Consider the following 24,788-nt stretch of genomic DNA (forward strand, 5'->3'; position numbering starts at 1 on the left):
TATAATCAAACATAAAAATACCGGCTACTCACAATTGAATAACCGGTAAATCAACATTATAGCTGCACATTAAACGGAATTATGCGAAGAACCTCATTGGTCACACTAGTATCAGACTGAATTAATAAGAATACTTTTTTAATTTCATTCTGATTATCTAAAACAAAATCGCATACCGTATCTTGTGCAGTCGTGACCTCACATCTATTGATATTACTAATTTTGCGATACTCTTCATCCACAAAATAAGCTTTTATTACACAAGTATCCTCTTGTTCTGCGCATTCTTTAACTGCGCCAAAAGATATCTCCACAGAAGTAGATGTAATAGAGGTCTTTAAATTTCTACACACAACCAAAGGGATATCAGGATTACTGATTGCCAATTTAGGTTTTTCAGCAACCATGCCGGAAACCATGCCCTTGTATTCATTGACAACGTTAGATAAGCTATTAAGCTTTCCTCTAAGTTCTTCCTTTTCGGTATCATTCATTTTTTCAAAGACATGCTCATCAATATCTGCCAGTGTAGATATGCTTTTGGAGACGTTTTCCATAGGCTGAGACTTTAACTGCTTACGCCTTGATAACTGCAAGGCAGCATCCATTGATTTTTTCAGCTTCTCACGGATTATCTCATTCTCGTTGGCAAAAGAATCGACATCATCTTTATTAGTAATTGCACGTCCATCAAATTTTTCATGAATAAGAGTGTTTATATCGACCTGCTCATTAAAATACTCCTTATAGGAATTCTTATTTATAAGCATTTTAATATCACGAATAAACTTTCTCTGGTCGAGTAATGCATGAAATAGAATATTATTAAACGTAATAGTTTTGAGTAATTCTTTCTCTTTTGGGTCGAGCTTATTCAGTATAGGCATCATTTCAAAGAATAAACTATACACTTGATATTCCCTGGCTACAAAGAATTGCATCGGAAGCTTAATATACTGAAGAAATTCAGCAATCACTTTAGCGATTTCGATTCTCTTCTTTACTTCTGCAACAGACTCATTGGCACTCTTGGCATACTCATCAACAGTCAGTGTCTTTTCAAGTTCTATGTCTCGATATGTTCCTAATGCATAATCAATAAGATCATAATCTACCTTCTTCTCCTCACCATGTTGAATGGCCAACTCAAGCATCTTAATCTGCTTTTTGTCTGTCTCTATATCAACGTCCATGATAGCTGTTTCAAAATATTTTGGTTCTGCAGTATCACGCTGAATACGACGAAGACAGGTGAATCTTCTATTTCCATCAACTATTCTTCCGTCTGATAAAGTAACGCCAGGTACTCGTTGCTCAGTAAGAAGAATATTGCTTTGAGTCTTTTTTATCGCTTCCGGATTACTTTCATAAATAAAGTTCTCTATTATTTCATTTCGCTGCTCCTGATTCAAGCTCTTTAAAGCATCAGCACCATGCTCAGATGAATATCTGTCTATCCAAGTGGCTATTCTATCATTCTGATCATTATAATAAAGTGCATCAAGCTTTACTTTGTATACGGGATACGACTTAGTTTCCCCAGCAAATGTAACCTTTGTTTTCAGTGTAGTTGGTTGAACAACATCAGTGCCAACCAGTTCCATCAGATTAATCTTCTCGCCTGCAGTAAAGTTAGATTGTTCAAGATTTCTTCTGATATCAACAGGTACCGGTCCATTCTCAGTAATGCTTTGATTTACATTATTACGAACCTCCAAATAAATCTGCCTAATACGGTCTGCTTCATCCCTATCTACATAATCACAAAGACGCGTCATAGAATCCAATGTACGTTCTGCATCCTGCTGATCAATATCGCCTATGCCAATATGTCCAATTATTTTATTTCGATTATTAACCAGTTCGTGCGTATAATTGGATACCGTTGAGAATTCACTGTCGCTAATTCCAAAAAGCTCCTTACATGTTCGTTCAAATAATATAATACTATTTGAAATATCAATAGATTTTCTCAGCTGTTCGTCTGTACCTGATTGAGGCAACTTGTATGGTAGATTTCCGTACTTATCACTAAGCTTATTCAATATCCCATTCCACCAATTACTGCCATAACTATTTTTAAATGCCTCTACTTCTGCATTCACTAATACTTCCTGCAAAATAGCGAATCCATCATTCACATAGTCTTGGTTAACTCTTAATGCCATTTATTTCCTCCTCCTTTTAGATATCCTCATAATACAATTCTTTACTTAAGTAAATCCTATCAAGGATATCATCATAATACATATCCGAACCCTTTATCAGATATATAAGATTGTTTCTTTCTATATTGATTCCATATTCATCTCTAAGAATTGAATCAAGTTCGTAATAATCAAGCATTTCTTTCTTCTCGAGTAAGAAATGAATAAAATCAGCTGTTGTAAAAGGTGCCTCGCCTTTACAGAAGATAAGAGTTCCTCCTGATCTGGCAAACCGCACCTTATCCGATGTTCTAACTAGAGAAGCATCAAACCACTTGCTTACTCCAAGTTTTGCTGACATTAAATCAAATCCTTTATGCTCTGCACTCTCCACAGTAAAAAAAGCATCATCAATCGCTGATATCAATTCATCCGCATATCTACGAAGCCTTTCCTTTGTTATATCCGGATATATCTTTTGTATACGTGTGAATTTGATAAACTGCCGATCTTCATATTCTATTAAATCAAGGGACTGCCTCAACATATTCAATGTAGTATTAAACATTTGAACATAATAAAGTCTGGAATCCATTGCATCTAAATCAATTAGATCTCTAGAGGTAAGTACAAACTCAAAGTACTCCCTGGCGCTAGAATATGAATTCTTCAAAATATAATTAGAATACACATCATATCCCAGTTGTTTTAAAGTCCTTGCGTTAATGCATTCTTTCCTATGTTCTCCAAATTCATCCGAAAAACACTTCTGTACATCTTCTGTAAAATAGAAATCTTCTGAAAGATAGCCCAGCATAAAACTAACTTCTTTTTCATTAAGAAGTGGCTGATCTGTTTCAAACATCCCATTATGATAGAATTCATCAATGTATTTATGAAAATTCGCAGCTACTGTAGTAGAAAGAACTCCATATTCATCTTCATACAGCTTATCAAATTCTTCAGCTGACACAGGCGCAACCTGATACAATAGATTTCTAACCTGTTTTTCTCTACTAGCATCTCCAAAGACAATAAATGGCGTTCTGCCAAAATCTACTTGATAAGTGCCCTCTGCATTCCAGATGTTCTCAGTCTTTTTTAAAAGATTATGAAGCTCGTATCCATCAATGATACCGTATTCTTCCATGAGATACTTGTTATCTTCAAACAGTTTGAATGCCCCAATTTCAACATTCTTAAATTGATCTAAGTGAAGACTCCATATCAGATTAGAAATATCTTGCTTCTTTATATCGTAATAACGGAACTTCCTACCGTATCTATTTAATACATAGAAACTATCGGCTAATCTTACTTCAAACGCTCGTTCCGATGGATATGACAAACGCTCATCATCAGTGAGATTATTGTCTTCCAAAGTTCTATTGTATATCTTATAGAACTCGGAATACGACATTTCATTCTCTGAGCAATACATCTTAGCAAGCTGCCTACAAATAAGATTGCGGTATTTAGGAACATAAGTCTCGCCAATTAAGATACTCTCTTTTACTAAATACTCTTTTGTACGAAGATAAATATCCTTAGTTGCTGCAGGGTCACTCAATATCTCTTCAATATCCTTATTCCCTGCTACTTCGCCCAACGTAAGATATCTATATATCCTATCCGAAACACCAAATATATAAATAAATGCTTCTTGATTGATCTCATAATTATCAATCCAATAAGCGTAAGCGTCTTCTCTAAGTCTTGGCTTATTATCCAATGCACCTTCTATAAGCTGTCTAACACAATCCCCAGTCACTCCCATCCTGTTCCCGGCAGCTTCCAGCGTCAGACCCTCAAGCCTATAAGTTACCGCTTCTCGATCATTATCTTGAAGACTGTTTACCCAATCATCGATGCCTATGTATTTCAGGCGGATCATGTTATCTTGAATCTCGAAATAATCATCTTCACATAACTCATTTATGACCTGCTTAAATAATACAGATCCCGTAATGATTGAAGGTAATATAATTTTGAGACTGCGAATATCCGACCATTCTACACTATTAAATTTACTCTTAATAAACTGGATAACTTCATCCTTCACATTTTCATTTGAAAGGAAGGATTTTTCAAATTCTACTTTCTCAATGTAATCTTCAGGGTTATTTTTAATATCAGCATTACTTAAAACAGAGGAAATCTGATTTAGTGCAGCTCTGATATTCACTGAATCAAAGAAGCCTTCACATGTACCATATCTATTCTTCAAAGCAGTAACAAATAAATCTGCTTCGTCTGTCACAGAATTCCCTGAGAAAAATAGTTTTACCTTAGTTTCTATGAAATCATAGAGTTCATCTTTTGATTTCTTGCCAAGGAATTAATATTATTTATATCATTCTCATTTAAAGCGACTATTTCTGAAATATATTCATATCCACTTCTTCTGAGTGCATTCTCTGTTCTAGGTGAGAATCCACAATTTAATATATGCAGATCATCACAATATAGGCCATTTTGATCCATATATTTTATCTGCACCACATCATTAGTTTTTAAGTCTGGAAAAGCTCTCTGCAGTACAGTTCTTTCACCATCATCAGCATCTTCTGATTTATTAATGATGGTTTCTCCAAAAATGCCTTTAGATAGATATATTTTCCCTGATTTTATATGACTTATAACTGTCACTAACTCTTGTGCAGATTTGGATCCTATATTCTGCAAACTCTCGATATCATCTATACTAAGTTCAAGAATCTGGCTCACATAATTATATCCAGCACTACGAAGGCACTTGACCACCCTTGCGGACAAACTCAGCTGTTCTATAGGTATACCGTCCCATTCCATAAGTAATGGTCTCCTCTTATATTAATAATTCTCATCACAACAAACAATAAATCATGCAAAGCATTTCTTATAACAATGAAGACTCTACCAGTTCTACATGTACCGGCTTTTCTACTATATTTGAAATAAATGCTGTAAGAATTTTTCTGTTTTCCTCTTTAGCCAATTGATCGTAGAAGCCCTTTTTGAGACTCACAATAGCTCTATCTCCGGGTAATGAATCTACCCTTGAGCTCTTTAAATATGTCCTAATTGCTTCCGGAGCATGTATACTGATTTCATCCCATTTCTTGTATAAATCTTCCAATGCACACTTCTCGATTACAACATTGGAATTATCCGTGTCTTCTGATTCAAATAATCCTTTCAAAATAGTATATAGGCTTTTTAGTTCTTCCTCCGTAAAAGCACCGCCCTTTCCACAACGGCTATAGTCCGGCGCCCAGTCTCTGATATCATATTTAGCTTCTTTGCCATGCCATTGAACAAGATTGAGTTCTTTCTTCCAACCCTTTTCAGGTGCTGAGATCTGACCTATATTCTTTAGTATTACAAAGTTATCACCCTTGATAGGCTTATTAACATCAGACATATCCACAACCTCTTTTTCTTTTATGTTCTTCTTGCCAGTATCCACCTTGGAATGAGGAATTGTAACACCAATATAGTATTCCTGGACTTTCCTAAGCCTGTTAATATCTGCAGCATATATAACAAAGAACACTTGTCCAAAATCATCTGTAATGATACCAACGCAACCTTCGCCCTCGTAAGTATTTATTATAGCGTCAATGGCTTCATCTACTTTGGTCGGCTTCATACACCATCGCCCATCTTTGAATTTTATAAATGACTTCATCGTCTTAGCCAGATTATCTTTCAAAATGCGCATATAATAACCTCATAATTAGGAAAGAAGGCTCATTTTCATCAATGCTTTTACAATTATTTTTTTTATTTTCAGTATCAAAAACTCACTCCAAACACATCTATTGAATTGTAATAATCTCTCCTAAAAACTGGAAACCAAAACTATTCCGATAAAGAACAACGTAAGAAAGAAACAAGTTAGACAGCAACCAAAATTATTACCAGGCATTATCCAATTTTTCATACCTACAAGAAAAGTTGTTTTCATCTGCTATTTTTTCAATAAGAGGCAGCAAAATAGTCATATAATTACATTGTCCACACCATTCCATTCCCTTCAATACTTTCAAAGCATATTTATAGGTTCCAATCTTCCTTACAAGATAGTCTCTACGAATATTATGATCTTTTTCAAAATGATCATAATGCTTTTGATAGTTTTCGCAATAAACATCTCCTGTCTCGAACATATTGCCAAAAGCAGCTAATGAGAGTAAAGCCTCTTTTGATATGTTTTTAGATAGTGCATCCCATTTTTCTGCTTCTTTTTGTATATTCTTAAGTAATTCTTCCATTCCTTCCCCGGCCCTACGTTCTTTTGTCTCAAATTGATCCGGTTTTGTAAACTCAGAAATCATTTTTGCATACTGATTCAATTCCTCATCACTTATTTTACCCAATGTAATTGAAGAATTAATGTTATTTGCAAATAACGGATTGTTTTTTATTATATTAATGGCATCTGATAATGCTTTTGAACTTAAACCATATTTTTTTTTTATTTCTTCTTTATTATCATTAAAAGCTTCTTCACGCCATCTAGTAATCGGCATCAATTCCTTTGATATTTGCTCGATATCATTGCGAGACAGTTTCTTTGTCCATGTATTTAAAGAATACTCATTTTTCATCATCTCTAATGAATAAAATGCATCATTAAACAACTCATTCATTCTTAAAAACTTCTTTTCAAGAATTTCAATACATATATGACTAATTTGTAATTCTTTTAATAATTCTTTGCCCTCAAGATTACACTCGTATCGAAAAATATCCGACTGTTTATCAAAATAAAAATCCTTTGCATAATCTAGGGCAATATCAAAAAGACCAGATATTCTTTTATCAATGACATACAACTTTTTTTTATACTTAGATAATGTTTCAATATCATGTGTATGTAGCTCATTCTCTTGAATATCAAATTTTTCGTTCTTAATGTAATATATATCTCTAATAATACTAATAGAAATCTTTAATGCCAGTTCTATACTGTGTCTTATAGAGTAAACCAAGGGATAAATAAGCTCATCTTCTATTCCTTGGCCATTTTTTATATCATTTATTATTATTTGCACAGCACCCTTATATCCTGCCAGTATACCGTCGTTTGTTGTTCCACCATTATCTCCAACACACGCAATATAACGCTCGGACCAGTTAAACTGAAAAGGGGATTGCTTTAACAGTAATTCATCGTCTTTACAGTCCACCTTACTCCACTCCTAACGCTTTAAACACAGCATCCTCAGCACTCTGATAGAACACTAAGCTGAAGCTACTCATAAGTTCAGCCGGAACTGTTCCAAGATCTACTGCTGATGTCTGTGGTAATAATACTTTTTTGGCACCACTATCAAGGCACACCTGTAATGTGCTAGCAAGATTCTCTGCCTTTATTATCGTGCCACCAATACTGAAATCACCGAGAACAGCCATAGAGTTCTGCACTGGCCTACCAAGAGCAATGGAGCATAATGCAATTAAGGTTGACAATGCCAAATCATGTGTCATTCCAATGCCCTGAAGATCCTGATAATTGATTACAAAATCTTTATTGAGCACACCAAGCGCACCGCTGATTCTATTTCCATTCGCCTTAAGGAAATTAAAGGCTGTATCAGCCGCTTCTTTACATACTCTGTCTGTTCCAAGACCTGTTCTATCAAACTTGCCATTCCCAGGCACCATCTGAGATTCCAAGCGGAATACTCCTATCATGCCTGACTTACCATGAGAAACTGTATATACCTGTCCTGGATTCATCATGCCTTCAGGTATAAGCTTTCCACCGCCTTGTTCTGGTACTGAAACATAATGCTCCTCAAATGTCTCATTATCTATATAAGAGAAATTCACATCATAAAACTCCATGCCGCCGAGTTTTTTAAGCTGTTCCTTAACTCTACGACGCATTTCTAGTGAAATCTGTATAATCTCTTCAAGCTGCTCTTTTGTGAATTCTCCATCAGGGTAAACAATCTTAATAAGACCACCTACCATCTTACGCACAGCAATAGTATCACGCTGGTTGAGATTTTTTCCTAATCGGAAATACTTCTCAATAGCGTCACCATACTGCTCTTTACGAAGCTCTCTTATAAACTCTGCAAGATAATCTGTGATAAATCCATAATCATTCGTGAAATGTTCCGGTCTAAACTTAGGAATCTCCCATCCTGGAACATAACAATGCATACGATCAAGAAACGCTGTATCGGTTCCCATTTCTGAAGGGAATGGATCAAATAGGCTACTGGTCTTTAAAAGTACATCCACACTCTGATTGATATTTCCAACGAAAACCATAGATGCAGAAGCAGCCTTTTCCTCTTTACCACGTGCGAAAGAACCAGATGCCATGTAATCCTTCATAATCTGTACGCCATCTTTATCCTTGAAGTTGATTCCAGCAACCTCATCAAAAGCAACACAATCCCACATACCAACAAGTCCCATAGTGTGTCTACCCATGTTGTAGAACAGGTTTGCAACTGTAGTTTGTCCGCCTGATACGAGAATACTATTAGGCGATACCTCTTTGTAAATGTGCGATTTACCAGTACTACGAGGTCCAAGTTCGCATAAATTAAAATTATTCTCTACAAGTGGTACTAGTCTCAATAATAAAAGCCATTTTTCACGCTCAGTAAGCCTATCTGGCTCCATCCCTATAGAACGAAGCATTACATCAATCCATTCTTCTTTAGTAAATGCTTTACGTCCCTGCTTAAGCTCATTGATATCTACAGACGGCATCTGTATTGGTTTTAACCTATTGATTGTAATTACCGGAGCTTCTTTCTTCTTTTTCTTCTTAGGCTCTTCTCTCACAAATCCTATTGGATTGGATTCCTCAACATCTGCATTATATTCAAGATTAATAATGCACCATATTCCACCACATAAAAGTCTATCGTATTTTTCCGGATATTCTTCAGCAATAGGCACACCGCCTAATCCAAGATTTGAAAATTCAGCTTCATATTCATCATATTTAAGATTTAAACTTACTGTGATCCTGTCTATGATACTCATTGAACCACGCTGACGCAGCTTTGATAGAATCTTTTCTGATTCATCAGGGCGCACATAATTATCTGCCAGGATGTGTTTTACACTTTCCACACCAGATTCAATGATTTCCTCATCTTCTGAATTGCAGTATTGTCCTAAAAGATATTCCAACACATATACTGGTACATTTGCACCCTCCTTTATGTGCTTCGTCAAGTCCTTACGAACTATTTTGCCATCAAAATTTTGTCGGAGTTTTGCATTTATTGATACACCTTCTCCATTTATCTCTTCATCTTTATTTATTAGCATGTTTTCTGCCATATAACCTCCAACCATTTATTTCTTACTCTATATTTCTCAAAAATTCTCTACCTAGTTTTGTAATAGAATATGATTCAGATCTACTCACTTTTTTTATCTTTCCCAACTTAATTTTGCTTGGATTTCCATTCCTTTTATTTTCTTCTTTTACTCGTTTTTCTAAATAATCAGCTATAAGATCAGTATTTGTATCTCTCTGATCATCATTATTACTGTATAAAAGTCCAAGTCTCTCAAGTTTTGCCTTTATCATATCCATCTGCTCATAAGATATGCCTCTTTTTTCAAGTACATTTTGCCAATTTTCTTCATATTCATGGCTGTACATCTTGAGCACATCAATATCTAATACCGTTAACTGATTAAGCGTTTCAAGAAAAATCATCATAATATCATCTGTAGTATCCATATTCATCATATTGATAAATCCCTGCACGTGATATGGAACTTTTTCTGTTTGCTTTTCTTCATACAAATTATCAAGAATCCATTCAATATATTTCCCACTGAATTTATCCTGCATTACTTCTGATAAGGCATTAATCTTATTATCTATCTCATCTATTTTCTTATTCACTATAGATATAGCTTCTGCAACATTTCTCTCAAAGCGTTTTTCTTTATATGTAATCCTTATTCCATTGAGTCGTGGTGCAATTGCAGCAAAAACTGAGCCTATAACTAGTGCAGTTTCTTCTTCAACAATATGCTTTCCTAGCTCCACTGCTACCGTTTTTGCTGCATCACTTTCTAATAAATCCTTCACTCCATTTTCAGAAACAGCACTTATAAGATCTTTCAATCTTCCCTTTGCCATTGCTTACTCCTACCAATTAAAATCATCTGCAAATGTAAGATCCATCATTACTGGATGTCTAAACAATTCAAGCTTTTTATTGTCATCAATAACAACTAGATAATACTGCTTATTCTTGTCATATTTCTGATTCTTAAAGTTAAATCTCATTCTGAATATACGCTTAGCAGAATCAGGTTCTCTACTATCTGCCACATATATATTCTCATTAGATATACGTTCATCATCTTCAGACATGAAAACCAAGCGATATGTTGTCTCCTTCACAGTATCGCTAACTGGTTCAGATTGAATAAAGTCCATACCTGTAATCAAGTTTGTAATCTTCTGAACCATACTTACAAGACTGATTGATGCCGGCCTTGTTTCCATATGACCACGTTCCATCTTGATATCAAGTACTGGAATAATCATTTCCTGTGGTGATGAACCTCCATGTACAAAATTTTGACCACCGCCAGAAACCTTGAATACATTACTACTTGTAGGGAAAGAAATAACCTTATCATCCTCATATCCGAGCACATATCCTAAGCCTATATTTGATACACCATCTTCTGTAATAGAGCTCTTAGATACGATATATCTACGGTTAATCCAAGCATCTTTTCCATTTACACCGCCAATCTTATCACTCTCAGAAATCTTATCTCGTTTATAAATAAAGCCATGATCTGATGTAACTATAAATCTATATGTATTAGCATTTGTAGAAATCTTTTTAATCAAATCCGATATCTCTTTGATTGCTTCTTCACATGCTACAAATACTTCATCTTCTGTATTGGCTTTATCGCCTCTTGCATCGATCTGGTTGTGATAAACATAAACTACCTGTCTACCGGTGAATATATTTCTCAAATCGTTTTTCTTCAAATTCTTGATATCGTCAAACTGTACGCAAATGCTGTCCTTACTGTGCCCCTGAAGCACTGCCTGTCTGCCAGCCAAATCATTACAGAGTACACCATCAGCATAGACCTCATAATCATCTTTCATTTCCAGAGTATTATGTGGCAACAATGCAGCCATTCCAAGCCTTGTATATGAAGGAAGTGAACTCATCATCGGCGATAGTTTAACTGTACATCTAGGATCATCCTTCATTTGCTCAAATAACTCTCTACCAACCTCGTATCTCATCGCATCAGAAATGATAACTACTGTTCTTTCCTTTGAATGATTTACAAATCCATTATAGAAATTCCTTTGTAGTGGTAGCACTACAAGCCCATCTTCACCACAGAATGCAGTATTCCATCTTGGAATTAAATCATTTAAATATTCATTGGTATAAATGTTCTCCACAAGAGTCTGTAGCTTCTCATAGCTAGTTGTATCTTCAATCTGATCATAATAGAAATAAAACTTTCTATATGCCGTATCAATCATATAGTCTTCGGATTCGTATTTTTTCACTATGCTCTTCATATCATCACTGCCACCATAATTAGCAGCATTAATGATAGTAAACGCATTCTCTAACATTGCATAAGCATTCTCATACACCCCTCCAAAGTGCATCTTAGAACGCGTATCACAGATTTGCAGCATATCCATTTCATCAAGTTTTGCTGCAACATCCTCTGATACAAGTCTTTCAGTAATCCACTTTAAAATCAGCTCATCAACATATGCAAATGTATCCAAATGAACAATATCTTCTGGCGTATATTTTGCCAAATTATCTTCTACTTTGAGTCCACTAGCAACATATGCAGATAATCTGTCATAGTCATTTCTATAAAGCATACTATTCATCAAGTTATCGAGGAATGCTATTACATTTCCTTGCTTCATAGAAACAAAACTTCTCCAGGAAGCTGGAACTTCACTCTGCAGATATCTTGCTGAATATGTTACAAATAGAGTAACCATCAATCTTTCCAAAGATGGATCTGAGTCTACATATCCAAATTGCTGCTCACAAAGTTTCCAGAAAGCTCCAAGAAGCTCATATTTATCCATCTCTTCAAGATACTTATTATCTTCAATATCGCCTTCTGTAATTACAATTCGAACAACCTCTTCAAAAGAACATGTCTTTGTTTTACATACAGCACTTAATAGTCCTACAAGAATGTTCTCCTCATTGAAGTTTTCTATCTCAAGGTCATAGAAACGCTGTGTTCTATCCTTATTAGCAAAAAACTTGATATGTTTCTCTATTACATGTTTATATTTTTCTTCAATTCCCAAATCTACAGAAAGCAAGGATGCTCTATCTGCAAAAAATCTCTTGGAATAAAGCATTGTGTCTTCAAGATGGTTATCCTTCACTTCCGGCTTTGGAAACGGAGCATAAATAAGATAATTTGTTGTTGTATCTTCCCTCTCAAAGAAGTACTTAGTATAAAACTGATTATCCTTTTCAAGCCTATATACTTTAGCATTCTCCAATTCAACAGAATCCATATCTTCTTCAAATTCTGCCTTATCATCGTACCAAAATACAAGCTTACGATTTTCCCCTGTAAACTCTGTATTAAGCCTATCAATTATTTGTTTTAAATTAAGTTCTGCCATAAAAGTGCAGCCTCCAATCAGTTAAACCAAAGGATGTTTTTTAAAGTCCCAGGATGTTTCAAACGAATCCCAATCTTCCTTTGATATAGAGATATTTTCTTTAACTACATTTTCGTCTATACATTCAATGCCTTTTATTGGTAGTCTATTCAGTACGCCAGTTCCACAACTAATTGTTGGATTAAGAATCTGCACAAAGTAATGTACTACATTTGTATTAAGATATCCTATTACACGCATCAAGCTCTGTTTATCGTCAGCAAACATACAAGGTCCTTTAAGCGAAAAAACATTTCCACTCGGCATATACCTGACACTAAGGTTACCCATGCAGACCTCCGCCCATGTAATACCTTCTGAGAAATATCTTTCCTGTCCATTACTTGCATACTTTGGGTAATGAGACATCCCTCTTATTCCTTCTTCATCATAGCGAACTACAAGCTCTCGATTTCCATACCATTTTCTGAATACTCCACCTTTACATAATGGGGCATATTTCTTCTTTGAGCCATTAAATTCTGCTAGATTATTGGCGTCGAATTTTATATCAGAATCACTAACCTCAAACCATTCAAATATATATCCTTCATCATGTCCTGTTAATAATCCATAACATGAAAAATAAGAGCTTTCAATATTTAAGCTATTCTTGAAATCCAATCTTGTATTATGCGCAAGCCAATAAGCAATTGGGGTTTTGCTTATCATCTTAAAATCACTTTGTTTCACTTCAAAAAAGTCATTATCACGCTTTTTCACAAGGAATAAATTCTTTTTCCCTTCCTCACTATCAGCATCCGTCAATCTTACAAACTTACCTGAATACCTATTATCATTATCAGCTCTAATAACAAATGTGGTTGTCTGAACTACTTCTCCACCTATTTCCTCAAAAGCACGCGGTCCTAGATGAGCCATGCTAATAATCTGCTTTTCCTCAACAATCTCATCCCGAAGTGCTTCGTAGCTATTAATAAACATCCATCCTTGCTGAGTTATCATTGAACAAAGTGCTTTTTCCTTAAGCATTCCCATACATCTAGCAATGAACACTGTATATAGATCTCTTTTAGTTGTTTCATATTTTTTCTTAACATATGCCGAGAGCTTGGTTGGCATATTACCGCCTCCCATATAAGGAGGATTAGTTGATACAACTTCATATTTTCTAGCCATTGTCTCACCAATAGCTATGATTTCCTGCAAGCTTTTTTGCGTTTCATCAATCCCTACCATATCCAAGGACATTTGCCCGTCCACACTGTAGCTTTCAGCAAAACGTTTCAAAAGATTCCAATTATAATTCTCTACATCAAGAATAGAACCATATTCTTTTGCATCCTTAAAGGTATCAAGAAGTCCTGAGATCTGATTCACAGCATCATTTTTCTCTATGTAACTTAAGGCAGTTCCAAAATAAGACAGTTTGTTTCTATCGATTCTATTACTATCATGAATGGAATAAACATGGCACGGTGTCTCAGCAGATAATATTCTTCTGTTATACTGTCTAGCTTTCATCATCACTGCAAAATAGGCCATCTGATAGGCTCTATCATCAATATCTAAACCAAAAAGATTATTTTCTAAGATACTTCTTGCAGCGTCTCGTTCAGAGTAACCCGCAGACTGATAAATTTGCATAAAAACATCAAAAGCATATACAAGGATATGACCACTTCCCATACATGGATCTATAAAATGAATATCTTCTGGACTCAATTCAGCATATTCAGTATGTATTTCATTTAACTTCACCTGTACTTCAAAATCCTGTTCTGCCTCATCAAGATAATATTTCCATCCAGCTTTCAAACTCTCATTTGGATGCCCTTCAACCCAAATGCGTCCAAGGCTGTTTTCAACCATATACCTCACAATCCAATCAGGAGTAAAGAGTTGTGTTACCGCAGGAATTTCCTCCTTTGTAATTTTACCCGTCTTAGCAAAAGCTTCATTTTTAGGTTCAGTATTATAGTACTGATACATCCATCCAATTATTTCAACTTGTCCACCCTTTTCAATATTGAAGTCTTCTTCAGGAATATCATTTATAAGGTGGTAAACCACTCCTTCTTTATCAATAGCAGAGACATTGAGTAGCAACTCTGTATAATCTGATGTTCTTTCAAATAATGCCGGCAATATCTCATTAAGTACATTGCACTGTTTTATAAACAGCAATCGAAAACATTCATCTAATTCATTATCATTCTTAAGTTTTATGACTTCTTGCTTCTCTATATCTGTAAAAGGCAGATCTGCATCAAAAGGAGTTGTAACTAAGTCCGGCTCCATCTTTCCACTTTCTGATGAAAGCACACGAATATGTGAAGGCAAATAATCATTTACCTCCATGAAACGAACAGCAATAAGTCTGTTAAACCATGTATATGCCACTCCTTCAATTATATATTTATAGGCCGTAGCATAATCTGCTTCCTTAGCCTTTTGTTTGATGACATTTACTAGACTTGATCTCTGTTTAATCGCATCACCATTGATTGCATAAGGCTCCGCAGTTCCTATATCAAAGAACTGTGTTTCTTTAGTGGACTGCTGTAGCGGTTCACTAATTCCCCCTGCAGTGATTCCCATAAGTCCAGCCTTATATTGTATATCTGCTATAAGTTTATTTCTTGCCCAAATGGCAAAATTCTTGATTATTATCTTGTTCAAGTTTTCGCCTCCTATCAGTAAAATCCATCTTCCAACTGCTCGACTAGTTTTGATGCAGTAATTAGCTTGGGCGTACGCAATACAAGACCATACATATTACCTAGTTCTGATCTTAGAATCTTCGTTATAGAATATGGTTTACATTCTTCTACATTAACTATGTCATAGGTTTTATACTTATTAGGCTTATCAAATGGATTCTTATCACTTTTTCCTACCACATTTGCTCTTGCAACAACATTCCATTCATTATTTTTCTTAATAATCATGTACGCCTTTTCATTCATATCAAAAGTCATACTAAGATATATACCAATTACTTTTTCTCTTATTGCCTTACGTAAATTATTCTCAGAATCTCCAAAGCAAATTAAATATGCACCCATATGTTCTCCATTCTAAAGTTAACTCAACGACTTTCATTTGAATTCTTTGTATTTTTTTATATCCATCATAATAGCCTTATTATCAGCCAAGACTTCATATAATTTTCCATCTGCCCCCGTCTGTACTTTTCGATAGTTATACTTTACGCCATCATCAAGTTCCAGTTCTATTCTCGCTAGCGCCAAATGTCCTATCTTCTCATCATAATCACGACACTCTTTGAGCTGCTTCTGTAGTTTTTCTTTACGCTTTGCTGCAGCACCAACCTCACGGCTATTAGTACTATGATCAATCATATCCTGCATACGTCCTATCTCTGACTCATATACACGCTGCATTCTATGAAGATAATCCACACGCAAGTTACCGATTGTATCAGCATTATATCTATGAAGATAAATAAGTGCCTTGAAACCATTCTGCTTACCACTGTCAAATAGCCAGTAGATAGGCCTTTTACCCGAACCAGTAACAGAATATGTCTGGCAATGATCTTTAAAGAAATCAGAAACAAAATAATTTCTAATAATCTCTCTAGATGAATTACCTTTATTTCCAAGAGCCTGTGCTATGAAATCTAAATTCTGTTCTAAAGTATCTTCGCCGTATACCTTTTTAAGCCACTCAACAAGAAGGCCTACAATATCATCCTCAAAATATTCCTCATCAGTGATTGGCAGAATGTTGTCGGCATCAGGAATAAATGTCTTGTACTTACTTGCATCCCATTCACCACCTGCATAAACAAGACCTTCCACATCAAGTGAATAACGTCCGAACATACAACCTACTGCATATGAAAGAAGGCTCTTAATATCGCGTTGTAAATCTGCTTTTCGAACAGTTACATCCTTATCTTCTTCCTCTGGAGTAAGCTCATCCTGTAAACCATAGATATCTATAAATATACGATTAAGCTCTTCCTCGTTTGCCTTAAGCTGATTGAAACGATTATCACACTCAGCTTCCCATTCTTTGTATTTATCAGAAATAAGACGTCCCATTGTTTCTCCTTTTAATAATGGATGAATTTTATAATCCCATGCAGTTTCTACACATTTCCAATCATCTCTAGCCAATTCTATATTTTTCTTTACCAAAAGCTCCACTTCTTCTTTTTTAGAAATTATAAGTGGCATATTTCGAATATCTTTAACCTGAAAGTTCAACGTTGGATTCAACATGTTGGAAACAACACAATATACTTTGCTATTCAGCAAACCTAAGATATACTCATAATCATTTTCGTCTTTAATGAAAATTGAAGACCCTCCTTTATCAAAAGTAGCCTCTTCTGGTAATACTCTAAAACTAGGAATCGTAGTTGTTATCAGACTCCAAGTAATCCCCTTCCTATACCAAAGATATTCAGGTAAAACTCTTGCAGATGGTTCACTATGATAAAAACTAATTGCTGTTGGAGACCAATCTACTAAATCCTGCAAATTACCATACCACTTCCTATAACCGCCGCCTTTTGCATATAATCTCCATTTATTATTTTTCCCAATTGTTTCAGCACTAACTTCCCAAATATTTCTAACAAATTTAGTATTATTGCTGGTCACATTTTGTCCATCTGATATGCTAAATTCATAAATAAGTTTTTCTCCAAAAATTTTTCTAAAGTTATCACTTATCCAATATGCTACAGGTTCCCCAGGAACCGCTTTAAAGTCCATCTGTCTTGCAGTATATCTATGATCTCTATTTGCAAATTCTAACTCCTTTAACTGCTGTGAATTAGATTCAACCAATCTTATATATGTTCCCTTGTAATCACCTATATTCCTATTGGAAATGACAAAACTTACAGTTTGAACTACTTCTCCACTTATTTCTTCAAAAGCTCTAGCTCCTAAATGATTAAGACTAATAATGTCATTCTGAAGGAACCTATGTCTGAGTTTTTCAAATGCTGATAAAAACATCCATGAATGTTGTGTTATCATCGATATGTATGATGACTTTTTACTATATTTAAAGCATTTCGTCATAAAAACTGCAAACATATCCATTTTTTCATCGTTGTAATAAGAATTAACATATCTTGTTAATAAAGGATTCATACCCTTATTACTCATATATGGTGGATTAGTCACAACTACTTCATACTTTCTCGCCATTGCCTCACCAATAGCAATTAACTCCAGCAATCTATCCTGTGTCTCATCAATACCAATAGTCTCTAATGATATCTGACCATCTACATTATTCGTTCTAGCAAATGTTCTAAGTAACTCCCAATTATATTTTTCTACGTCAAGAATAGAACCATATTCCTTGGCATCTCTAAAAGTATCAAGAAGCCCTGTTATCTGGTTCATTGCATCATTTTTTTCAATTTCATTTAAATCAGCACCAAAATACTTAAGCTGATTTCTGTTTATACTATTGCTATCTTGAATGGAATAAACATGGCATGGTGTTTCTGCCGACAGTATTCTTCTGTTGTACTGCCTTGCTTTCATCATAACCGCAAAATAAGCCATCTGATATGCTCTATCATCAATATCCAATCCATACAAGTTGTTCTCTAAGATGCTCTTTGCAGCATCCCTCTGTGAATAACCTGCAGACTCATATATCTGCATAAGAACATCAAATGCATATACTAAGATATGCCCACTACCCATACACGGATCTATGAAATGGATATCCTCTGGATTAAGCTTTGCATATTCAGCATGAATCTCATCAAGCTTTTCCTGAACATCAGGCTCTTGCTCTGCATCTTCAAGATAATACTTCCATCCTGCCTTTAGATAATCATTTGGATGTCCTTCTACCCAAATACGGCCAAGGCTATTTTCAACCATGTATCGAACAATCCAATCTGGTGTAAAGAGCTGTGTCACTGCAGGAATTTCTTCCTTTGATATCTTTCCATTCTTTGCAAAAGCTTCATTCTTAGGCTCAGTATTGTAGTACTGATACATCCAACCAATAATCTCAACTTGACCACCCATCTCAATATTGAAATCTTCTTCAGGAATATCATTTACAAGATGGTAAACTACACCTTCCTTATCGATAGCAGAAATATTAAGAAGAACTTCAGTATAATCAGAGGTCTTTTCAAAAAGTGCTGGAAGGATTTCATTTAAAGCATTACATTGTTTGATGAAAAGCATTCTGAAACATTCATCAAGCTCATTATCATTTTTGAGTCTGATGATTTCTTGCTTTTCATCATCTGTAAATGGTAATTCTGCATCAAATGGATTTGTAACCAAATCCGGCTCCATCTTGCCGCTCTCAGATGAAAGCACTCTGATATGAGAAGGTAAATAATCATTTACCTCCATGAATCTAACCGCTATAAGTCTGTTAAACCATGTATAGGCAACACCTTCGATGATATATTTGTATGCAGTAGCATAGTCTGTTTCGTTAGCCTTTTGATTAATTGCATTTACAAGGCTGGCTCTCTGCTTAATAGCTTCGCCTGTAATTGTATAAGGCTCAGCTGTTCCTATATCAAAGAATTGTGTTTCTCTTGTAGACTGTGGCAATGCATCATTGATTCCATCAGAGGCAATGCCCATGAGTCCAGCACGATACTCTATATCAGCTATTAACTTATTTCTTGCCCATATAGAAAAATTTCTTATAGCGGTTTTATTCATGCCGTAATATCTCCAATCTTAAAATTCTACATTTACGATGTCATTCTCGCTTAATTCATCAAGTAATGACTTCTTAAGCTGCTCAATGTATTTATCTACATCCTCAGCCTTTTCTATTCTCCACGAAGATGTCTTTGCAACATTCTTGATGGAAACATTCTTTGTCTTCTTTACTGGCACATCAATTACAACGTCAACAGGAGGAACATCACTTCCAGCCTCGTTCTGCTGCTGCGCTGTCTTCGCTGCTTTCTCAGCTGCAAGCTTAGCATCAAGTGCACTCATCTCATCAAGAAGTCTAATCTTTAATGCACCTGCTTCATCTGCATAAGCTCTAAGTCTTGATACATTGTTACAAGTATCCGCACCATTCCAGATTTCTACGAATAACTTGATATATCCAGGCTTCTTTTCGTCCTTGTACTCTTTAGTATCTACAACCTCGACAACTCTGTCCCTATCATCTTCAATAGACTGCTTTACAGGAACCGCTGCATCTTCAAGAACTTTTGTATAAGCATTCATGAACTTATTCCTAAGATCAGGAAGTTTAGGAATCTCTCTATATGGGGAATCCATCTGTACAATTGCTCTCATTTGAGCAACAATATCTTCCAAAGCAGCATCTACAATATAAGTCTTACTGTCATCGTATATTTCAAGCATATCTAAAGCTCTCATGAATATCTGCTGCTGTTCTCCAACAAAGAATGTCTTTACCGATTCGAAATCCTCCGCGTAGTCTAAAAAGTCGTCCTGATGCTTGGATACATACTCGTAAAACTCTTGGGGTTCAGTTATCTGTACAACAGCCTGCATAAGTTTCTTTCCAGACTCGATAATCTTCTTGCCAGGATAAGCATACTGATTATAATTTACAAGCAATGTATTCATCTCAGCAATTCTGTTCTGAGAATATTTCTGGAATATACGCATTCCGCTATCTTCATCCTCTGTTGCAAGTGAAGATCCAAACACTTCGTTAATGACTTTCTGAACTGCCTTCTTATGCTTCTCAGGTACACGAACTCTTACCTCCATGAGAAGCTTATCCACATACTGCTTCTTAACAATAAAATCCACTATTTCATCTGCAGACTTATTAACTGTAGTTACAATAGCACCATTTACAGTAAAAGTAAGATCTCCACGCTTATAAAGGCGTGCAACAAGCCAATGAACATCATCCTCAACAAATCCATAAGGTTTACTCATGAATTTATCTTTGATTGTCTTCATAGATGTCTTAATATGAATCTGTGTATTACCAGATATGAAGCTAAGCATATCAGCAAGAGCGTGCTGATTAGCTTCACCTTCGCTACTCAAGTCAAGTTTCAACTGATTAGTAGCTGCAAACATCTTTCTGATATTGGTCTCATCAAATGCTGTATCGATATAAGAAAGCTTGTGATAAACAGTCTGAACCAGTCTGCCGATAGCTTCATTGATTCTTTGTGTTACTTCCTTTGATGACAAATTTGCCACATCACCATTTACATAGATTGTTGCATCTTTCAACGCCTCTGTAAGATATAGCTTCGCATTTGAGTTACGCTCACGCATTTCTACACGCTTAGCTTCCTTAATATTTTCATATTTTGTAAGCTGTGAAGATGTGTTGAGACGAAGGAACTTCTCTATCTTAAGGTAGGTCATCAGTTCTTCAAGGAATGCTGCATCATTTGGAAGAAGCACTACTACTTCCTGACTTTGTCCTGACATCATGCGGAGAGTAGCATCATCATTACCACCATCATACCAGGGAGTTAGTACACGAAGTCCTATATCAAATTTCTGGTTAGACTTATAAGGTCTATCATCTACCGTCTGATTGAATGAGAATGAATATCTACCATTGAATGCAGGATAACGATATCTCTTATCAGAAAGTATATCTTCAAAGATCATCTCTGACACTTTGTTGATAACCTCAGCCATCTCTACGTTCTGACTTTCAATTTCGCGATTGATTTCCTGCTCTTCATCAGTAAGGAATACATAAAGGCTGCCATTCTTCTGTACAAGCATTTGCTGCTGAAGAACCTTTAACGCTTCTTCAACACGTTCCTTAAGCTCAATACGGTCGTTATCGATATTATCAATCATAAGACTGGTGATATTCTCAACATTGGCCTCAATCTCAAGGATGTACTTAATCATAAATAAAGTCTTAAGTACATTGATTGCAAATACATCATCCGCCTTGTTATCAGGATTAATCTTACTGTTATCAAAAGCTCTAATAATTACGCTTCTATGGCTATGATCCAAGAAGTTTTCAAGAGCATCATAGAATCTATGGAATGGTACAATAGCACCTTCTGATTCGTCCATGATTTTCATTGCAGACTCTTTGAATAGTGCCAGCATTGATCGTTCACCTTCGGACAAGTGCTTACCAGACGCTCCATGAATTCTAATAGACGTAAGTACACTAGCCAAAATGTTAAATTGGTATGGTACAAATGGATATACCAATGAAAAGTCATTTTCATCAGCATATAGTTTTTTCTCTACGCCATCATTAAATACAATAAGATTTTTTATTATAGTCGCCTTCTGCTCATACAAAAGTCTAAGCGTTTGTGCGCCAGTCTCATTCTTAGCAAGAATTCTCTTCTTAATAACTTCATCTACATTTGCAGAAGATAGCGCAAGTCTAGTAGCAAAACGTCCCTGAATTTTAGAAAAATCATTACCCTTGACTTTCATAATGGAATCAACATCCTGCTGGCTAGTAACTACCACCCACGCTTTACCATAACAAGTCTGACTCAGCTCATGTCTTAATGTTTGCAAATTAAGCATCAGACCTGAATCATCACCTAAATACTGTCCGACCTCATCAACCATAAAAACAACGTGATGATTATTGCCTTTTTTCTCTATATATTCATGAACCCTTTGGGCAAATTCCTCAATACTAATTCTATATGGTTCAGTTGCCTTCTCACACCAATTACGAGCCGCTGCTTCGCTCATAAAATCCACACTTACGAGTGCCTCTACGACATCATCTTGAATAAAGTCAAATTTATGACGAGAATCAACCCACGCAGAACCATATTCGTCTTCAAAAGCCGCCTTAAAATCCTCATATTTACCTTTCTCTGTAAGCTGACTCTCTAAATCTGCCAGATGTGGTAAACTTCCGCAAAAACCTTGCATCTCATTAAAGACTTTAAGAAATACGTTAACGATTGCATCCTTATTCTGCTTACTATTGCTATCACTCTTTGCATCAATATCAAACAAGATAACATCAGTTGGTGTTTCGCTTGCAAGACGCATATCAGCAAGAACCATTGCATCTGTGATCTTATTATCGTCGATAAAATAATCTACAGCCTTTTTGCCACCTATTTCTTTATTAGCCAATATATATGAAAGTATCTTCAAAAAATGTGATTTACCGCTTCCAAAGAAACCTGAAATCCATACACCTATTTCTACAGTGTTACCGATAATTCCTTTTTTGTATGCTTCAAAAAAAGCTGCAAAGTGTTTCTGCAATTCTCTTGTTACAACATACTCTTCTAATTCCTGGGCTGGATCACTTGATTCACCCTGACCTACCATTACAACGCCTTGAATATCTCTATCAATACTCTTAGCAAACATATCTTTAATCTGCATATCAGTTACCCTCCTGATCACTTCACTAACTTAAATGCGCGATAATAATTATCGTCTTTTATCTCTCCAAATAATATTAGTTCCTGCTCGTTATAGATACCCGGAAAAAACATAACCACCGGAGCTTTTACAAATGCCTGGTGTAAATTGTTAAGTACTTTATGCGATCTTAGAATTGGGAAGCACTTCCCAACACCGGTAAGAAACACAATTGCGTTATCAGGCGTATTATCCTTTATATACTGCACTATCAGGCTATCATCGTCATTTATTTTCATGGAATTACTTATAGCTTTTGTAATTCTGTCCAAGCCTTTCTTTTTCTCAAACTTATAACATGCTTCCAAAAAATCATTTTCTTTAAGAAAATCAATGATAATGTCATAAAGGTCGAATACTACAAGCTCAAACTCTTCTCCACCCTTAGAGTTTCTGTTTTTCATGTACTTGATGCGTTCTCTGACTTCAAGCTCCCGCTCTGGTGGATAATCAAACACCCAATAATTAACTTCGTTTGCTCTTCCGCTGCTCTGTCTAAATGAAGGCTTCTTAATCGCTTCCTCCATCTTGTCCAGGCGTTCTGATAAATCTTCCATTATCTAATACCCTCCAATGCTTTAGCTATCTGTCCATACCCATAATCATCAAGCCAATGCTTTAATACTGGATCAAGCACAGGTTTTATTATCTGTCTCTCTGATGACTTGGTATTGTCATCAAGAAGACCAGCTTCAAAAAGCTGCGTCTTATAGCTTCTTCTTAGTCTGTTGATCGTTGCTTCTGTCAGCTTCTCTACATCCTCATTTTGCTCTTGCTTGTTCTTAAAGAAGATGTTAATGTCCGCATCTGTAAGCAGATTGCTTCCGATGATAAGCTTTTCTCTTACTACTTCATAAACAAAATCAAAGAATAAAGTGTCATGAGCAAGTGTACCTGCCAAAGCAAATAGTTTCTGTGTTGACACATCACTTTCAAGAAATAATGTATAGAAGCTTTCGTCCAAAGATTTTATTCTTGCGGTTACTGTTGAATAAATCAACTTTGCCCTAGCAGGGGTACTAGCACCAAAAATATTTTCCTCTTCATTAAGTCTTTTTATGTCATCAAAAGTATTTCCAGATGCAAGCATCTGAACTTCTTTTCTAAACTCCATGAACCAAAATGAAAACTTAACAGCTCCAGCACTATATTTATTTCTCTTCACTTGTGTTGCCTCCATTGTCTGGAATCAATTCCATTATGTCGCCAACATCACAATTAAGGTATTCACAGATTCTTGTGATAACATCCATGGAGACGTTCTCATTTTTGCTCATTTTAGCAATTGTGTTTGGGCTAGTTTTGACTGCATCAATTAAATCAGTCTTCTTCATTTCCCGATCAATCAGTAGTTTCCATAACTTGTTATAACTTACTTTCATCTTCTATCCTCATTCACTACAGCTGAATTCAGCGAATTCAATACAATTCAATACAATCTTAGCAACATACCAATTTTATCACAAAAATGCTATTTTATGGATAATAAAAATATAGGATGTTATATTTTTTATATTGTTAATACACTTTGATACTTTTACAAAAATCTGTCCAAATTCTATAACCTCAGCTAACCTCAATTGACCTTATTCCTTATTCCTCCCTTCCTCAGTTGATAGT

The 24,788-nt window shown here is 35.5% G+C and carries 15 protein-coding genes; all 15 read right to left on the reverse strand.

The features are described 5' to 3' along the window. Positions 1–56: 56 nt before the first annotated feature. On the reverse strand, positions 57–2,168 hold the full coding sequence (locus WAA20_RS12965) for a Swt1 family HEPN domain-containing protein (RefSeq protein WP_073386292.1): 2,112 nt from the start codon (positions 2,166–2,168) through the stop codon (positions 57–59). Positions 2,169–2,184: 16 nt separating this feature from the next. Next, a complete protein-coding gene (locus tag WAA20_RS12970; protein WP_338801177.1) occupies positions 2,185–4,407 on the reverse strand; it encodes a hypothetical protein in 2,223 nt (740 codons plus the stop codon). A gap of 35 nt (positions 4,408–4,442) precedes the next feature. Further along, complete coding sequence (locus WAA20_RS12975) at positions 4,443–4,958, reverse strand: DNA-directed RNA polymerase subunit alpha C-terminal domain-containing protein (protein ID WP_338801178.1); 516 nt, start codon at positions 4,956–4,958, stop codon at positions 4,443–4,445. A gap of 67 nt (positions 4,959–5,025) precedes the next feature. Beyond that, a complete protein-coding gene (locus WAA20_RS12980; protein ID WP_073386289.1) occupies positions 5,026–5,850 on the reverse strand; it encodes a PC4/YdbC family ssDNA-binding protein in 825 nt (274 codons plus the stop codon). A gap of 196 nt (positions 5,851–6,046) precedes the next feature. Continuing rightward, complete coding sequence (locus WAA20_RS12985; RefSeq protein WP_338801181.1) at positions 6,047–7,321, reverse strand: hypothetical protein; 1,275 nt, start codon at positions 7,319–7,321, stop codon at positions 6,047–6,049. A 1-nt stretch (position 7,322) separates the two neighbouring features. Continuing rightward, complete coding sequence (gene brxL, locus WAA20_RS12990; RefSeq protein WP_073386428.1) at positions 7,323–9,437, reverse strand: protease Lon-related BREX system protein BrxL; 2,115 nt, start codon at positions 9,435–9,437, stop codon at positions 7,323–7,325. Between the two features lie 34 nt (positions 9,438–9,471). Beyond that, complete coding sequence (locus WAA20_RS12995) at positions 9,472–10,266, reverse strand: hypothetical protein (RefSeq protein WP_073386286.1); 795 nt, start codon at positions 10,264–10,266, stop codon at positions 9,472–9,474. 9 nt (positions 10,267–10,275) lie between these two features. Beyond that, positions 10,276–12,792, reverse strand: coding sequence for a BREX-1 system phosphatase PglZ type A (gene pglZ / locus WAA20_RS13000; RefSeq protein ID WP_073386284.1), 2,517 nt, complete (start codon positions 12,790–12,792; stop codon positions 10,276–10,278). Positions 12,793–12,813: 21 nt separating this feature from the next. Then, complete coding sequence (pglX, locus tag WAA20_RS13005) at positions 12,814–15,474, reverse strand: BREX-1 system adenine-specific DNA-methyltransferase PglX (RefSeq protein ID WP_073386282.1); 2,661 nt, start codon at positions 15,472–15,474, stop codon at positions 12,814–12,816. 14 nt (positions 15,475–15,488) lie between these two features. Next, complete coding sequence (locus WAA20_RS13010) at positions 15,489–15,860, reverse strand: hypothetical protein (RefSeq protein ID WP_073386280.1); 372 nt, start codon at positions 15,858–15,860, stop codon at positions 15,489–15,491. A gap of 33 nt (positions 15,861–15,893) precedes the next feature. Beyond that, positions 15,894–19,490: a BREX-1 system adenine-specific DNA-methyltransferase PglX gene (gene pglX, locus WAA20_RS13015; protein ID WP_073386278.1), complete on the reverse strand. Its 3,597-nt coding sequence runs from the start codon at positions 19,488–19,490 to the stop codon at positions 15,894–15,896. Positions 19,491–19,508: 18 nt separating this feature from the next. Next, a complete protein-coding gene (gene brxC, locus WAA20_RS13020; RefSeq protein ID WP_073386276.1) occupies positions 19,509–23,129 on the reverse strand; it encodes a BREX system P-loop protein BrxC in 3,621 nt (1,206 codons plus the stop codon). Between the two features lie 17 nt (positions 23,130–23,146). Further along, on the reverse strand, positions 23,147–23,725 hold the full coding sequence (locus WAA20_RS13025; protein ID WP_073386275.1) for a DUF1788 domain-containing protein: 579 nt from the start codon (positions 23,723–23,725) through the stop codon (positions 23,147–23,149). Then, positions 23,725–24,333: a DUF1819 family protein gene (locus WAA20_RS13030; RefSeq protein ID WP_073386273.1), complete on the reverse strand. Its 609-nt coding sequence runs from the start codon at positions 24,331–24,333 to the stop codon at positions 23,725–23,727. Before WAA20_RS13030 ends, WAA20_RS13025 begins: the two co-directional genes overlap by 1 nt. Then, positions 24,320–24,550: a helix-turn-helix transcriptional regulator gene (locus WAA20_RS13035; RefSeq protein WP_073386272.1), complete on the reverse strand. Its 231-nt coding sequence runs from the start codon at positions 24,548–24,550 to the stop codon at positions 24,320–24,322. The genes WAA20_RS13030 and WAA20_RS13035 overlap by 14 nt, the downstream gene beginning before the upstream one ends. Positions 24,551–24,788 lie beyond the last annotated feature (238 nt).

It is taken from the genome of Butyrivibrio fibrisolvens (assembly GCF_037113525.1).
Lineage (GTDB): Bacteria > Bacillota > Clostridia > Lachnospirales > Lachnospiraceae > Butyrivibrio > Butyrivibrio fibrisolvens.